The organism is Pseudomonas sp. GP01-A4 (assembly GCF_058780865.1).
The window spans coordinates 20,041-34,735 of the sequence record NZ_JBYSWF010000054.1 but is presented as its reverse complement, the minus strand read 5'-3'; the positions used below and the strand labels follow the sequence as shown (position 1 = coordinate 34,735).

Annotated in this window: 14 protein-coding genes; 3 read left to right on the top strand and 11 right to left on the bottom strand. The window is 61.7% G+C overall.

Features of this window, described 5'->3' with window-relative positions:
• Nucleotides 1-198 precede the first annotated feature (198 nt).
• Together AC3WKX_RS25305 and cysS are read left to right on the top strand one after the other, a co-directional pair.
• Nucleotides 199-1,899, top strand: coding sequence for a glutamine--tRNA ligase/YqeY domain fusion protein (locus AC3WKX_RS25305; protein WP_008432425.1), 1,701 nt, complete (start codon nucleotides 199-201; stop codon nucleotides 1,897-1,899).
• A 20-nt stretch (nucleotides 1,900-1,919) separates the two neighbouring features.
• Nucleotides 1,920-3,308: a cysteine--tRNA ligase gene (gene cysS, locus AC3WKX_RS25300; protein ID WP_008432427.1), complete on the top strand. Its 1,389-nt coding sequence runs from the start codon at nucleotides 1,920-1,922 to the stop codon at nucleotides 3,306-3,308.
• Nucleotides 3,309-3,564: 256 nt separating this feature from the next.
• Here the strand turns inward: cysS and AC3WKX_RS25295 are convergent, their stop codons facing one another.
• Nucleotides 3,565-4,116, bottom strand: a complete 552-nt coding sequence (locus AC3WKX_RS25295; RefSeq protein ID WP_102605514.1) for a dihydrofolate reductase family protein — start codon at nucleotides 4,114-4,116, stop codon at nucleotides 3,565-3,567.
• A gap of 160 nt (nucleotides 4,117-4,276) precedes the next feature.
• Between AC3WKX_RS25295 and lepB the strand changes: the two genes are divergently transcribed.
• On the top strand, nucleotides 4,277-4,945 hold the full coding sequence (gene lepB, locus AC3WKX_RS25290; protein WP_003211763.1) for a signal peptidase I: 669 nt from the start codon (nucleotides 4,277-4,279) through the stop codon (nucleotides 4,943-4,945).
• A gap of 8 nt (nucleotides 4,946-4,953) precedes the next feature.
• On the opposite strand, the gene AC3WKX_RS25285 is transcribed toward lepB, so the two are convergent.
• The 10 genes from AC3WKX_RS25285 to AC3WKX_RS25240 all read right to left on the bottom strand — a co-directional run bounded on the left by AC3WKX_RS25285 (nucleotide 4,954) and on the right by AC3WKX_RS25240 (nucleotide 14,616).
• Complete coding sequence (locus AC3WKX_RS25285) at nucleotides 4,954-5,541, bottom strand: TetR/AcrR family transcriptional regulator (protein WP_102369509.1); 588 nt, start codon at nucleotides 5,539-5,541, stop codon at nucleotides 4,954-4,956.
• A 31-nt stretch (nucleotides 5,542-5,572) separates the two neighbouring features.
• The gene (locus tag AC3WKX_RS25280) at nucleotides 5,573-6,325 is read right to left on the bottom strand and encodes a 3-oxoacyl-ACP reductase family protein (RefSeq protein WP_102605515.1); all 753 of its coding nucleotides are present in this window, start codon (nucleotides 6,323-6,325) and stop codon (nucleotides 5,573-5,575) included.
• A gap of 134 nt (nucleotides 6,326-6,459) precedes the next feature.
• Nucleotides 6,460-7,389, bottom strand: coding sequence for an SEL1-like repeat protein (locus AC3WKX_RS25275; RefSeq protein ID WP_173883042.1), 930 nt, complete (start codon nucleotides 7,387-7,389; stop codon nucleotides 6,460-6,462).
• 115 nt (nucleotides 7,390-7,504) lie between these two features.
• Nucleotides 7,505-8,440, bottom strand: a complete 936-nt coding sequence (locus AC3WKX_RS25270; protein WP_003211755.1) for an alpha/beta hydrolase — start codon at nucleotides 8,438-8,440, stop codon at nucleotides 7,505-7,507.
• Nucleotides 8,441-8,546: 106 nt separating this feature from the next.
• Nucleotides 8,547-8,915, bottom strand: a complete 369-nt coding sequence (locus tag AC3WKX_RS25265) for a Na+/H+ antiporter subunit G (RefSeq protein ID WP_003211753.1) — start codon at nucleotides 8,913-8,915, stop codon at nucleotides 8,547-8,549.
• Nucleotides 8,912-9,190, bottom strand: coding sequence for a K+/H+ antiporter subunit F (locus AC3WKX_RS25260; RefSeq protein ID WP_003211751.1), 279 nt, complete (start codon nucleotides 9,188-9,190; stop codon nucleotides 8,912-8,914). Before AC3WKX_RS25260 ends, AC3WKX_RS25265 begins: the two co-directional genes overlap by 4 nt.
• Nucleotides 9,187-9,675, bottom strand: coding sequence for a Na+/H+ antiporter subunit E (locus tag AC3WKX_RS25255; protein WP_003211750.1), 489 nt, complete (start codon nucleotides 9,673-9,675; stop codon nucleotides 9,187-9,189). The genes AC3WKX_RS25260 and AC3WKX_RS25255 overlap by 4 nt, the downstream gene beginning before the upstream one ends.
• Nucleotides 9,672-11,354: a monovalent cation/H+ antiporter subunit D gene (locus AC3WKX_RS25250; RefSeq protein WP_003211748.1), complete on the bottom strand. Its 1,683-nt coding sequence runs from the start codon at nucleotides 11,352-11,354 to the stop codon at nucleotides 9,672-9,674. The genes AC3WKX_RS25255 and AC3WKX_RS25250 overlap by 4 nt, the downstream gene beginning before the upstream one ends.
• On the bottom strand, nucleotides 11,351-11,695 hold the full coding sequence (locus AC3WKX_RS25245) for a Na+/H+ antiporter subunit C (RefSeq protein WP_003192163.1): 345 nt from the start codon (nucleotides 11,693-11,695) through the stop codon (nucleotides 11,351-11,353). Before AC3WKX_RS25245 ends, AC3WKX_RS25250 begins: the two co-directional genes overlap by 4 nt.
• Nucleotides 11,695-14,616, bottom strand: a complete 2,922-nt coding sequence (locus tag AC3WKX_RS25240; protein ID WP_003211746.1) for a monovalent cation/H+ antiporter subunit A — start codon at nucleotides 14,614-14,616, stop codon at nucleotides 11,695-11,697. Before AC3WKX_RS25240 ends, AC3WKX_RS25245 begins: the two co-directional genes overlap by 1 nt.
• Nucleotides 14,617-14,695: the final 79 nt, after the last annotated feature.

Genomic DNA, 14,695 nt, shown 5'->3' with positions numbered 1-14,695 from the left:
ACCTGCTTGGCAAAAACGGCAGCCAAGGCGCGCAGTTTAGCGTGACCTGCGGGAATTTCGAGGTGGTTTTTTACCGCCCATGCAATAAATGCAGCAGTTTTTGGCCACGCTCTGTCAGGGCCTTGACAGCATCGGCTATGATAAGCCCTTTGTTTGTCGGCCTCACCCGGCCAAGTACTTCGTCTGTTCAAGGATCCTATGAGCAAGCCCACTGTCGACCCTACCTCGAATTCCAAGGCCGGACCTGCCGTCCCGGTCAATTTCCTGCGCCCGATCATCCAGGCGGACCTGGATTCGGGCAAGCACACGCAGATCGTCACCCGCTTCCCGCCTGAGCCCAACGGTTACCTGCACATCGGCCACGCCAAGTCGATCTGTGTGAACTTCGGCCTGGCCCAGGAGTTCGGTGGCGTCACGCACCTGCGTTTCGACGACACCAACCCGGCCAAGGAAGACCAGGAATACATCGACGCCATCGAGAGCGACATCAAGTGGCTGGGCTTCGAATGGTCCGGTGAAGTGCGCTATGCCTCCAAGTATTTCGACCAGTTGTTCGACTGGGCCGTCGAGTTGATCAAGGCCGGCAAGGCCTACGTCGACGACCTGACCCCGGAGCAAGCCAAGGAATACCGTGGCACGCTGACCGAGCCGGGCAAGAACAGCCCGTTCCGCGACCGTTCGGTGGAAGAGAACCTGGACTGGTTCAACCGCATGCGCGCCGGTGAGTTCCCGGACGGCGCCCGTGTACTGCGTGCCAAGATCGACATGGCCTCGCCGAACATGAACCTGCGCGACCCGATCATGTACCGCATCCGCCACGCCCATCACCACCAGACCGGTGACAAGTGGTGCATCTACCCGAACTACGACTTCACCCACGGTCAGTCGGACGCCATCGAAGGCATCACCCACTCCATCTGCACCCTGGAGTTCGAAAGCCACCGTCCTCTGTACGAATGGTTCCTGGACAGCCTGCCGGTACCGGCGCACCCGCGTCAGTACGAGTTCAGCCGCCTGAACCTGAACTACACCATCACCAGCAAGCGCAAGCTCAAGCAACTGGTCGATGAAAAGCACGTGTTTGGCTGGGACGACCCGCGCATGTCGACGCTGTCGGGCTTCCGCCGCCGTGGCTACACCCCGGCATCGATCCGCAATTTCTGCGAGATGGTCGGCACCAACCGCTCCGACGGCGTGGTCGACTACGGCATGCTCGAATTCAGCATCCGTCAGGACCTCGACGCGAACGCCCCGCGCGCCATGTGCGTGCTGCGTCCGTTGAAGGTGGTGATCACCAACTACCCGGAAGGCCAGGTCGAAAACCTCGAACTGCCACGTCATCCGCAGAAAGAAGAACTCGGCGTGCGCAAGCTGCCGTTCGCCCGTGAAATCTACATCGACCGCGATGACTTCATGGAAGAGCCGCCAAAAGGCTACAAGCGCCTGGAGCCGAACGGCGAAGTGCGCCTGCGCGGCAGCTACGTGATCCGTGCCGACGAAGCGATCAAGGACGCCGATGGCAACATCGTCGAACTGCGTTGCTCCTACGACCCGGACACCCTGGGCAAGAACCCGGAAGGCCGCAAGGTCAAAGGTGTGGTGCACTGGGTGCCGGCGGCGGCCAGCGTCGAGTGCGAAGTGCGCCTGTACGATCGCCTGTTCCGCTCGCCGAATCCCGAGAAGGCCGAAGACAGTGCCAGTTTCCTGGACAACATCAACCCTGACTCGCTGCAAGTTCTCACGGGTTGTCGTGCCGAGCCATCGCTTGGCGACGCACAGCCGGAAGACCGTTTCCAGTTCGAGCGCGAAGGTTACTTCTGCGCGGATATCAAGGACTCGAAACCCGGTGCTCCGGTATTCAACCGTACCGTGACCTTGCGTGATTCGTGGGGCCAGTGATTCTGTTTTAAGGAACTGTCGTGCTAACGATCTACAACACACTCAGCAAGACCAAAGAAGTCTTCAAGCCGCTGGATGGCAACAAGGTGCGCATGTACGTGTGCGGCATGACCGTGTACGACTACTGCCACATCGGCCACGGCCGCAGCATGGTTGCCTTCGACCTGGTGACCCGCTGGTTGCGTTTCAGCGGTTATGACCTGACGTATGTGCGCAACATCACCGACATCGACGACAAGATCATCAATCGCGCCAACGAAAACGGCGAGTCGTTCGACGCGCTGACCGAGCGCATGATTGCTGCGATGCACGAGGACGAGGCACGCCTCAACATCCTCAAGCCGGACATGGAACCGCGCGCCACGGACCATATCCCGGGCATGCACGCGATGATCCAGACCCTGATCGACAAGGGTTACGCCTACGCCCCGGGCAATGGCGACGTGTACTACCGCGTCGCCAAGTTCATGGGCTACGGCAAGCTGTCGCGCAAGAAAATCGAAGACCTGCGCATCGGTGCGCGGATCGAAGTCGACGAAGCCAAGCAAGACCCGCTGGACTTCGTGCTGTGGAAAGGCACCAAGCCCGGCGAGCCGAGCTGGGAGTCGCCATGGGGCGCCGGGCGCCCGGGCTGGCACATCGAATGCTCGGTGATGTCCACCTGCTGCCTGGGCGAGACCTTCGACATTCATGGCGGCGGCAGCGACCTTGAGTTCCCGCACCACGAAAACGAAATCGCCCAGAGCGAAGCGGCCACCGGCAAGACCTACGCCAACGCGTGGATGCACTGCGGCATGATTCGCATCAATGGCGAGAAGATGTCCAAGTCCTTGAACAACTTCTTCACCATTCGCGACGTGCTGGAAAAGTACCATCCGGAAGTGGTGCGCTACCTGTTGGTGTCGAGCCATTACCGCAGCGCGATCAACTACTCGGAAGACAACCTCAAGGACGCCAAGGGCGCCCTGGAGCGTTTCTACCACGCGTTGAAAGGCCTGCCCTCCGTGGCGCCTGCGGGCGGCGAAGCGTTTGTCGCGCGGTTCACCGAAGTGATGAACGACGACTTCGGTACGCCTGAAGCCTGCGCGGTGCTGTTTGAAATGGTGCGCGAGATCAACCGCCTGCGCGAGAGCGATCTCGACGCAGCGGCGGGGCTTGCCGCACGTTTGAAAGAGCTGGCGAGCGTGCTGGGTGTATTGCAGATGGAAGCCGATGACTTCCTGCAGGCGGGCGCTGAAGGGCGTGTGGATGCCGCTGAAGTTGATGCGCTGATCCAGGCACGTTTGACTGCCCGGGCCAACAAGGACTGGGCGGAGTCTGACCGTATCCGTGACCAACTGACCGCGATGGGTGTGGTGTTGGAAGACGGGAAGGGCGGGACGACGTGGCGGTTGGCTGATCAGGCTTGATTGGTGATTGCTGAATGAAAAACGCCCCGACTGGTTCGGGGCGTTTTTTTTGGCCTGTCTATCCGTTATTCGGGTATTGGCGGCTATGGCGACCGCGCTTGCAGCGGACCACGGGCCGGACGCCTGTGCGGGGACATAGTTGACACATTCAAGGACAGATCAGGCCGGTTCAGGATCAAGCGCATAGCTGCTTAATGTGGGAGCTGGCTTGCCTGCGATACAGACACCTCGATTTAACCCAATTACTCAATGAGCATCAGCGCTTGCCACCGACCTCATACCGGCTTTGAACAAACCCATTATCCGACGCATACGTGCCGATATGCCGAAGCTCATGCTCGCCACCCAACTGGCTGAACAAGGGGATCCCCTGGCCCAGCACAACCGGAATACGCGTGATGATCATCTCGTCGATCAAACCCGCCTCAAGAAACTGCTGAATCGTCTGGCCGCCGTCGATATACAGGTGTTTCATCCCGCGCTCGGCTAACTCGGCCACGAGGGCGTTCACATCCTGGCTCACGACCTCAACCTTGCCCTTCAAATGTGCAGGTAGCTCAAGCGGCTGATGAGAGAGCGCAAACACCGGAAAACCCTCATAGGGCCACTCCGGAAAGGACAACACTTTTTCCAGGGTCTTGCGGCCCATCACTAGCGCATCCACGGTGGCGATGAAGTGTTCATAGGTCACGCCGTTCAATTCGGCGCCTTCGTACTCAGGGCGATGAAGCCACTCGATATCACCGTCTGGCCGGGCAATAAAGCCGTCGACGCTGGCTGCGATAAAGACCGAACATTTGCTATCCATGGTGCGTGAAACTCCTTTTCCGTGTGCTTGAAAATATCGACTGTCATGGGTCGGCAACGCTAATGTTAATTTAATCTTGCGATGCAATAAGCGAGCATTGCCAAAAATCACCGTGGGTACCCGGCGCAGGCCGGTGTGCCTTTTCGTATTGCGAGGATCTATGCGCCGTTGGTTAATCCGCTACCGTTACGCGATCATTTTCTGGCTGTGCTTCGGGGTTTTCCGCACCTCCCTGGCTGACTGGAATCCCATCCCGTCCGGTTCCATGCGCCCGACGTTGCTTGAGGGCGATGTGGTGCTGGTCAATCGCGTCGCGTACGACCTCAAATTGCCCCTCACCGATATTTCCCTGGCGAGACTGGATAACCCCCAGCGCGGAGATGTCGTCACGTTCTCCTCGCCCAAGGACGGCACGCGCTTGATCAAACGCATTGTCGGTATCCCCGGCGATACCCTGGAAATGCGCGACGAGGTGTTGTGGGTCAACGGTACGCCGGCCACCTACAGTAATGGGCAGGACATCAGCGAGCCCATCGCGCCTGGCCAAACAGTTCCGGGGATCAAGGTGACGGAGCGTGCGAACAGCAGCCAGCGCACGGTGCAGTTCATGCCGACAGTACGGGCGCTGCGCGATTTCGGCCCGGTGGTGGTGCCTGCCGACAGTTACTTCATGCTGGGCGACAATCGCGATAACAGCGATGACTCCCGCTATATCGGGTTTGTGCCGCGTCGGCTGTTGATCGGGCATGCGCACCATATCCTGGCGTCAGCGCAGATCCTGGACCACTGGATGCCACGACTGGACCGATTTGGCGCGCCGATCCTGTAGTGGGCTGATCACGCGTTTGCGCTCAGCGCCCGCAGTGCAAAACCCGCAATGCGCTCCAGCTGCTCAGTGGTGGCGCCGCCCTTGCTGGCGACTTTCATGCCGCTGAGGGTGGCCATCAGAAAATCACACGCGCCCGAGAGATCGGTGCCGACGGTCAATTCGCCTTGTTCCTGCGCACGCTCCAGCGTCTGTTCGAATGCATTGCGCAAGCGTTCGGCGCTGTGGGCGGTGAGTTGATTGATCTCATCATCTTCCAGGCCGAACTCGCAGATGGCATTGACGCCCATGCAACCCGCCGTCCCTTCCCGCAGGGCGCGGGTGGCGAAGGATTGCAGGGTGTCGTGCAGTGCCTGCAGCGGGGTCGGGCCCTGGTTCAGGCGCTCGATCAAGTCGTCGACGCCGGTGCGCTGATACTCGGCCATCGCCAGCAGGTACAACTGACGTTTGTCGCCAAAGGTGTTGTACATGCTCTGGCGGCTCAGTCCCATGGCCTGCATCAGTTCTTCAGTCGAGGCCGCGGCAAAACCCTTGTCGCAGAAAACCCGGATGGCCTCGCGCAGCACCTGGTCGCGGTCGAATGCTCTGGGTCTTGCCATGGTTACCTCGGGGGAAATTGCAGGTGAAGGCTCAGGCCAGGTAGCCGCCATCGATGGTCATGCTTGTGCCGGTGACAAATGCCGCTTCTTCGGACGCAAGATAAGCAACCATGCCGGCAACATCGTCGGCGGTACCTACGCGGCCCAAGGGGATCAGGCTTTTGATCATGTCCGCATGGGGCCCGTCTGCCGGGTTCATGTCGGTGCTGGTCGGGCCCGGCTGCACGTTGTTGACGGTGATGCCGCGCGGCGCGAAATCAATCGCCAGGCCGCGGATCATACCGGCGATCGCCGACTTCGTCATGCTATAGACGCTGGAGCCCGGGAAGCCCGAACGTTGGGCGACCACGCTGCCGACGGTGATTATTCGGTCACCCGTGTGCATCACCGCCGAGCTGGCCTTGGCCGCCGCAAACGTGGCCCGCACATTGACCGCAAACATTCGGTCGAAGTCTTCCAGGCTGAAGGTGTCGACGGTGCCCATCAGCAGGATCCCGGCGTTGTTGACCAGGATATTCAAGGCGCCGAAATGCTCGACAGTGGCCGCGATCGCCCGATCTATTGCCGCCACATCGGCGCTGTCGGCCTGAATCGCCAAGGCTTTTCCGCCCTTGCTTTCGATCAGGCCAACCAGCGCTTGCGCCTTGTCGGCAGAGGAGGAATAGGTAAACGCGACCGCTGCACCTTCAGCTGCAAGCCGGCGGACAATCGCTTCGCCGATACCGCGGGAACCGCCGGTGACCAGGGCGACTTTGTGGTTGAAGCGAGGGGTGTGAGCTGTCATGGGGGAGGCCTGAAGTTTAGTGGATTAAATAATCCACTAAACCGTACCAGCCTGGAAATACTTCGCCAAGCTGTTTTTGGATTAATTAATCCTTAACTGCCGGATGTGCTCTCGAATCCTTCATCAAACGCCGGTCATTTCAGGTCGCTGTAGGTCAACCTGAACTCCGACAGCGCCGGGTGCTCGGTTTTCCACTGGCGGCCATACGCCTTGGCTGTTTCCATTTCTTCGGCAGTCAGCGCGCTGGCCAGTTGTTGCAGGTAGCCTGCGGCATCGGCGTGCCGTGGGTTTTGCCGGGTACTGTCCATGACCAGCCAGTAGAGCCCATAGGCGTGGATTTTGTTCTCGGGGTAGTGATAGCGGTTGGTGCCACTTTCATCGATATCGAACCCGCCGAGCGCACCGGCATAGGTCATGACGCCATCAAGGTCATTCAGCGCCAGCCGTTTTTCCAGGTGTATGCGCTGGTAGGAGAGGTTGCGGTAGTAGGTCTGCATGTTGGCCAGCCACTTCATCGCTGGCGGGAAGCCCTTGAAGGCCGCATACCTGAGCATGGAGTCGCGGTTGTCACTGGCCTCCGGGTTTTTGTCGTACAACAGCGCCGCAATGTAATAGGCCTCGGCGCAGCCGGCATCACCTGCCTTTCTCAGCCACGAGCGATCGTGGGTCAGTTCATACAGCTGCAGCATCGCTGCGCCGTCGCTAGAATCGGCACCTGCCTGGGCGAGGGTCTTGGCCTTGGCCAGGTTGGTTTCGCCACCCAGGCGCATCAGGGCGTACACATGATCCTGGGCAGCGGCCAGGCGGTACCACGCCTGGGCCTCGGGGTCGACACTGCCGACCCGGCGCCGGATGGCTTCGCCCAGGGCGTATTGGGACGGCGCATCGCCGGCCGAGGCGGAGATGGTCAGGTGGATTTCGCACTCTTCGAATTCACCGAGTTGATACAACTCGAGACCCCGCTGCTTGGCTGCCTGTTGCTGGCTCGTCAAATGTGAAATCAGCGCATTCAGCGAGTTGAGCAAATCAAACAGCGTGGCCAGTGCATCGGAATGGGTATACATGATCATTACCTGTATCGGGATACGTTGTCCGATAAAGGTAGGTGGGGCGGTGGGGTCCCAGGTGACAGATAGTTATCGGCAGGAGCGCTGCCTTTCCCGCGCTCTGGGCAACCCCTCAAGCGCTACGGCTGCCACGTATTGCCTGGTCCAGAAACAACGCCGCATTCGCCACGGCCTGCATGCCTTCGGGCAAGATTGCCGCAAACAAATGCCAGACATGAAACATCCCGGGCCAAACCTCCAGCGACACGCGTACCCGGTTTTCCCCCAGGTGGGTGGCCAGGCGCATGGCGTCGCTGAGCATGACTTCGTTTTCGCCGATCTGCACCAGAATGGGCGGCAATCCCCGGACGTCCGCGAACACCGGCGACGCATCGGGATCATTCGGCAGCGCGCCATTGAGAAACGCTTTTGCAAGCAGCGTCAGCCCCAGTCGTGAGGCTTGCGGGTCGAGGCCGTCACGGTTGTCGATGGAGGCGCCGGTGTGTTCCAGGTTGGCCCACGGCGACAAGGCGGCGCCCCCGGCGGGCAGTGGCAGGCCTGCGTTGCGGGCCTTGACCATCACCGACACCACCATTGCGCCGCCGGCCGAATCGCCCGAGAACACGATGGACCTGGGGTCATTGCCCTGGTCGAGCAGCCAGCGATAAGCCTGCAACGTGTCATCAATAGGTACGGGGAACGGATGCTCGGGCGCCAGGCGGTAGTCGGGCAGGTAGACTTTTGCACCCAGCAGTTTTGCGAAGTGGCCGGCAAGGCCCAGGTAGCCCCGCGGGCTGCCGCCGACATAACCACCGCCGTGGATGTAAAGCAGCACCCGGTCACCCTCAAACCCATCCGGCACGACCATCATGCCCGGTACGCCACCCATATCGACGTCACAAAAGCTGACACCGGCGGGAATCGGATGGGAACAAAGCACCTGCTCATAAGCCTTGCGCTGCTCATTGAGGGTGAGGGTGGTTTCCTGGCCCGTGAGAAATGGGCCGAAGTCAGCGGCGCAGGCAACCCACGCGTCGAGATGGGCCTGGACAAGGGGAGTGAATGCCATGGGGGAGAACCTCATAAAGTGATCCCGATACCGGGATTAGCGATTGAGGTTCTATTTTATGGATTCTATTGGAGAACGAATTTCACCACTGCGGCGCCTGTGGGGATCAGCTGCCGCTGTCAGTGCGACGGCTGCTGACTTCAGCCGGCACATCATCCCCGGCCATGCGCTTGCGGAACAACGCGGTGCGTGCCAGCAGCAATGTGGTCACCGGCACTGTGATCGACAGCAGGATCGGGATCAACCAACCGTGCAACACCGGCCCGGACTTGAGCACCGAAAAGTAGATGATCGAGGCCAGCGCCACACACCAGGCGCCCAAGGTCGAGGCCAACGCCGGCGGGTGCATGCGCTGGAAGAAGTCTTTCATCCGCAACAACCCAATCGCCCCAATCAGCGCAAACAGGCTGCTAAGCACCAACAATACCGCGACGATCACTTCAACCCACAGCGGCAACACATCGACATTGATCATTCGATCACCTCCCCACGCAGCAGGAATTTCGCCAGGGCAAATGACCCCACAAAGCCAAACAGCGCAATCAACAGCGCCGCTTCAAAATACGTGTCACTGGCATACCGAATACCCAGCACCAGCATCATCAGCATGGCCAGGATGTACAGGTAATCCAGCGCCAGCACCCGGTCCTGGGCCGACGGGCCTTTGAACAGGCGCACCAGGGTCAGCACCATGGCCAGGGAGAACAGGAACAGGCTGAACAGGATCGCATTGGAGAGCAGGGCGCTCATTCGAAGATCTCCATCAGGGGCCGTTCGTAGGCGTGTTTGAAGTGCTCGATAAACTGCGCTTCGTCATCCAGGTCGAACACGTGGATCAGCAGGACGCTGCGGTCCAGGGCCAGTTCCGACCATACGGTGCCCGGCGTCACGCTGGTGATCATCGCCAGCACGGCCAGGCCGTTGGCATCCCGCAGGTCCAGGGGGATCTTGATAAAGCGCGAACGCGGTGGGCGCGAGCCGCAGGTCAGGATGCCCCAGGCCACGGCGAGGTTGGAGATGATCACGTCACGCCCCACCAGGAAGAACAAACGGATGATCACCCCCGGGCGGCGGATGCGGATCGGCAGCGGGCGCAACGGCGCCATCATCAGCGGTGCCGCAAAGCCGAGGATCGCCCCCAGCAGCAGGTTGCCGGGGCTGACGGACAGGTTCAGCACCAGCCACAACAACCACAATGCCAATGACAGCCACGGGGCAGGGAACAGGCGCTTCATGGCTGCACCTCCAGGGCGGCGGCCTTGGCTTCAGGGCTCGGCACCGGACGCGTCGCCATGACCGCCATCACATAGTGTTCCGGGTTGTTCAGGCTCTCGGCGGCCGCCTGGGTATAGCGCATCAGCGGCTCGGCCTTGAACGTCAGGGCGATGCTCAGGCCCAGCAGGAAGAAAATCGGCACGCATTCGAAGCGGCGCAGCAGCGGCGATGGACGTTCTTCCGGGGTCCAGAAACGCTGGATGCCGAGGCGGGCGAAGGCGATCAGCGAAGCCAGGCCGGAGAAGATCAGCAGTGCCACCAGGCCCCAGGCGGCCGGACGCACCGGTTCGTCGATGGCATTGCCCAGGCCCATCGGGTTGATCAAGGCGCTGAGTAGGCTGAGCTTGCCGATAAACCCGGACAGCGGCGGCATGCCGATGATCAGCAGGGCGCAGGCGATAAAACTCAGGCCGAGGAACGCCACCGTCCAGGGAATCACCTGGCCGACCACGGCTTTCTGTTCGTCGTCGAGGTTGGTGCCGGGCGGTGGATGCAGGGATTCCATGGCCTTGGGCAGGGCTTCGATTTCGTCGTCCAGGGGCATGTCGTTGGCCGAGCGCGAACGCTCGATCAATTCGGCCAGCAGGAACAGCGCACTCAGCGCCAGGGTGGAGCTGACCAGATAAAACAGCGCCCCGGCGGTCAGGCTTGGCTGGGCAAAACCCACCGCCGACAGCAGGATCCCGGCGGACACCAGAATGCTCAGGCTGGCCATGCGTTCCAGGCGTTGCGCGGCAATCATCGCCAGCGCCGCGCAGACGATGGTTGCCATGCCGCCGTAGATCAGCCAGTCGCCGCCAAACAGTGCCGAGGCACCCGCCTGGCCGGAGAACAGCAGGTTCCACAGACGCAGCACGGTGTACACGCCGACCTTGGTCATGATCGCAAACATCGCCGCCACTGGCGCACTGGCCGAGGAGTAGGCAGGCGCCAGCCAGAAGTTCAGCGGCCACATTCCGGCCTTGGCCAGGAAGGCGACGGCGAGGATGCCCGCACCGGCATGCAGCAGGCCGCGATCGGCTTCCGGCACCAGGGGGATTTTCAGTGCCAGATCGGCAAAGTTCAAGGTACCGGTGACGCCATAGATCAGCGCCGCGCCAATCAGGAACAAGGTCGAGGCCAGCAGGTTGATCGAGATGTAATGCAGCCCCGCCGACACCCGCGCCCGGCCGGAACCGTGGAGCATCAGGCCGTAGGACGCCGCCAGCAGCACTTCGAAAAACACGAACAGGTTGAACAGGTCGGCGGTCAGAAAGGCGCCATACAGGCCCATCAACTGAATCTGGAACAGTGCATGGAAGCTGGTGCCGGCGCGGTCCCAACGGGCCATGGCAAACAACAGCGCGCTGACGCCGATGATCCCGGTGAGCACCAGCATCATCGCCGAGAGTTGGTCCACCACCAGCACGATGCCGAACGGCACCTGCCAGTTGCCCGGCAGGTACACACCGATGGAGCCGGGGCCGCCTTTCTGGGTCCAGTACAGCAACAGCACGGCGATACCCAGGCCCACCATGCTGGAGAACAGGTTGATCCGCGCCTTGAGCGGGCGGTGCTTCTCGCCGAGCATCAGCATCAGCGCGGCGGTCAGCAACGGCAGCAGGATCGGCGCGATGATCAGTTGATTCATCCAGGTCATTCCTTGGGCTCCCGGCCGTCCACATGGTCAGTGCCGGTCAGGCCCCGGGATGCCAGCAGCACCACCAGGAACAGTGCGGTCATGGCGAAGCTGATCACGATTGCCGTCAGCACCAGGGCCTGGGGCAGCGGATCGGTGTAGTTGAGCAAGTCTTGCGGCACGCCGTCCTTGATGATCGGCTCTTTACCGATAAACAGGCTGCCCATGCTGAAGATGAACAGGTTGACCCCGTAGGAGAGCAGGCACAGGCCCATCACCACCTGGAACGTCCGTGGCCGCAGGATCAGCCAGACGCCGGAGGCCGCCAGGACCCCAATGGCAATTGCGATGACTTCTTCCATCAGGCGGCTCCTCCTGGGCTGGCAACGGCTTTCGCCTGGTTGCTGGGTTTATGGGCGCGCACCGATTGGTGGCCGAGGGCGGTGAGCATCAGCAAGGTCGAGCCGACCACCATGGCGTACACACCGACGTCGAAGAACAGCGCGCTGGCGACGTGGATGTCGCCCAGCACCGGCAGGCTGAAGTGCCAGGTGTGCGTGGTGAGGAACGGGTAGCCGGCGAGCAGTGCGCCCAGCCCGGTCAACGTTGCCGACAGCAAGCCAAAGCCCATCCAGCGCATCGGCCGCAGGCTCATCTGCGCCTCGACCCACTGGGTACCAGCGACCATGTATTGCAGGATGAACGCGACGGACATCACCAGACCGGCGACAAACCCGCCGCCCGGTTGGTTGTGCCCACGCATGAACAGGTAGAACGAGACAACCAGGGCAATCGGCAGCAGCAGGCGCACCAGCACCGCCGGCACCATCATGAAGCCCAGGGCGGTGTCGCTGGCCTGGCGCGGGTTGATCAGGTCGGTGGCCACGTCGGGTGCCAGTTGGCGCTGTTGCGCGGGCAGTTCCATGCTTTCCTTCGACGGGCGGAAGCGGCGCAGCAGGGCGTAGACGGTCAGCGCCACGGCGCCGAGCACGGTGATTTCTCCCAGGGTGTCGAAGCCCCGGAAGTCCACCAGCATCACGTTCACCACATTGCTGCCACCGCCTTCTGGCAGGGCACGGCTGAGGTAGAAGGAGGAGATGTCGTTGGGCGTCTGGCGGGTCAGCATCGCGTAGGAGAGCAGCGCCATGCCGCCACCGACCACGGTGGACAGCAGGAAGTCCCGCAGGCGGCGGATGCGTGCCTTGCGCAGCGAGCTGGGCAGTGGGGAAACTTCTTCGATCCGCCGTGGCAGCCAGCGCAGGCCCAGCAGGATCAGCACGGTGGTGACCACTTCCACCACCAGTTGCGTCAGCGCCAGGTCTGGCGCCGAGAACCAGACGAAGGTCACGCAGGTCACCATCCCGCACACGCTGACCATGGTCAGGGCTGCCAGCCGGTGGTACTTGGCTTGCCAGGCGGCGCCCAGGGCGCAGGCGATTGCCAGCAGCCACAGGGTGACGAACACGATGGAGCCCGGGATCTTCGGCCGGTCGCCCCAACTGATGCCGCTGTAGAGCATCGGGATCAACCCGGCGATCACCGCCGCCAGCACCAGCAGGAACAGCTGGGTTTGCAGGCGTTTGGTGCTGATGCGTTTTTCGATCTTGCGCACCCCGCGCATCATCACCACCAGGCAGCGCTCGAAGCCGCGCTTGCCATTGAAGTAGCTGATGATCGGCGGGTATTTGAAGCGGCCCAACTTGAGTTGCTTGCGCAGCAGCAGATAGAGCACCACGCCGCCGGACATGGCCACCAGGCTCATGATCATTGGCGCGTTCCAGCCGTGCCAGATGGCGAGGCTGTATTCCGGCAGTTCGCCGCCGACCACCGGCAGGGCCGCTGCGGCGAGGATCGAACCGACCACCTGGGCCGGGAAAATCCCCACCAGCAGGCAGGTAAACACCAGCAACTCCACCGGCGCACGCATCCAGCGTGGCGGCTCGTGCGGGGTGTGGGGCAGGTTGGTGGCCTTGGGGCCGAAGAACACATCCACGGTAAAGCGCAGGGCATAGGCCACGCTGAAGGTACCGGCGATGGTGGCGATGACCGGCAGGGCGATTTCCACCCAGGCGGTGGCGGAGATAAATACGGTCTCGGCGAAGAACATTTCCTTGGACAGGAAACCGTTGAGCAGCGGCACGCCGGCCATGGACGCACTGGCGACCATCGCCAGGGTGGCGGTAAACGGAATCAGCTTGAACAGGCCGCTGAGCTTGCGGATGTCACGGGTGCCGCTTTCGTGGTCGATGATCCCCGCCGCCATGAACAGCGACGCCTTGAAAGTGGCGTGGTTAAGGATATGGAATACGGCGGCGACAGCGGCCAGCGGGCTGTTGAGGCCCAGCAGCAAGGTGATCAGCCCGAGGTGGCTGATGGTGGAGTAGGCCAGCAGGCCCTTGAGATCGTTCTGGAACATGGCGCAATAAGCGCCGAGCAGCAGGGTAATGGCGCCGGCACCGCCGACAATCCAGAACCACTCTTCGCTGCCGGACAGCGACGGCCACAGGCGGGCCAGCAGGAACACGCCGGCCTTCACCATCGTTGCCGAGTGCAGGTAGGCCGACACCGGCGTCGGTGCAGCCATGGCGTGGGGCAGCCAGAAGTGGAAGGGGAATTGCGCGCTTTTGCTCAGGGCGCCGATCAGCACCAGGGCGAGCATGATCGGGTACAACGAATGGGCACGGATCTGATCACCGGCAGCCAGGACCTGGTCCAGGTCGTAGCTGCCGACGATATGCCCGAGCAGCATCACCCCCGCCAGCAGGCACAAGCCGCCCGCGCCGGTGACCATCAGCGCCATATAGGCGCCACGCCGGGCATCGGCGCGGTGGTGCCAGTAGCCGATCAGCAGGAACGAGAACAGGCTGGTGAGCTCCCAGAAAAACACGATCTGGATCAGGTTGCCGGAGATCACCAGGCCGAGCATCGCACCCATGAAGGCCAGGAAAAACGCGAAGAAGCGCGGCACCGGGTCTTCCGGCGACATGTAATACCGGGCGTACAGCGACACCAGGGTCCCGATGCCCAGCACCAGCATCGAGAACAACCAGGCAAAACCGTCCATGCGCAATACGAAGTTCAGCCCGAGGCTGGGCAACCACATGAATTCTTCACGTATCACGCCACCATGGGCGATCTGGGGGTAGAGCAGGGCGACTTGAACCGTCCCGACCAGGGCCACAAGGCCGGCCAGCAGGGACTCTGTGTTGCGTGCGTTGTGCGGCAGCAAGGCCGCCAGACAGCTGCCGATAAAAGGCAGAAGCAGTAGAACTATCAGGGACATAGGCTTCTAATCTGCGGGAGTTTGGGATGCATCATACGTGCCGGAATCTTGATCACCAAACGGCAAGATGTGGCAGGAT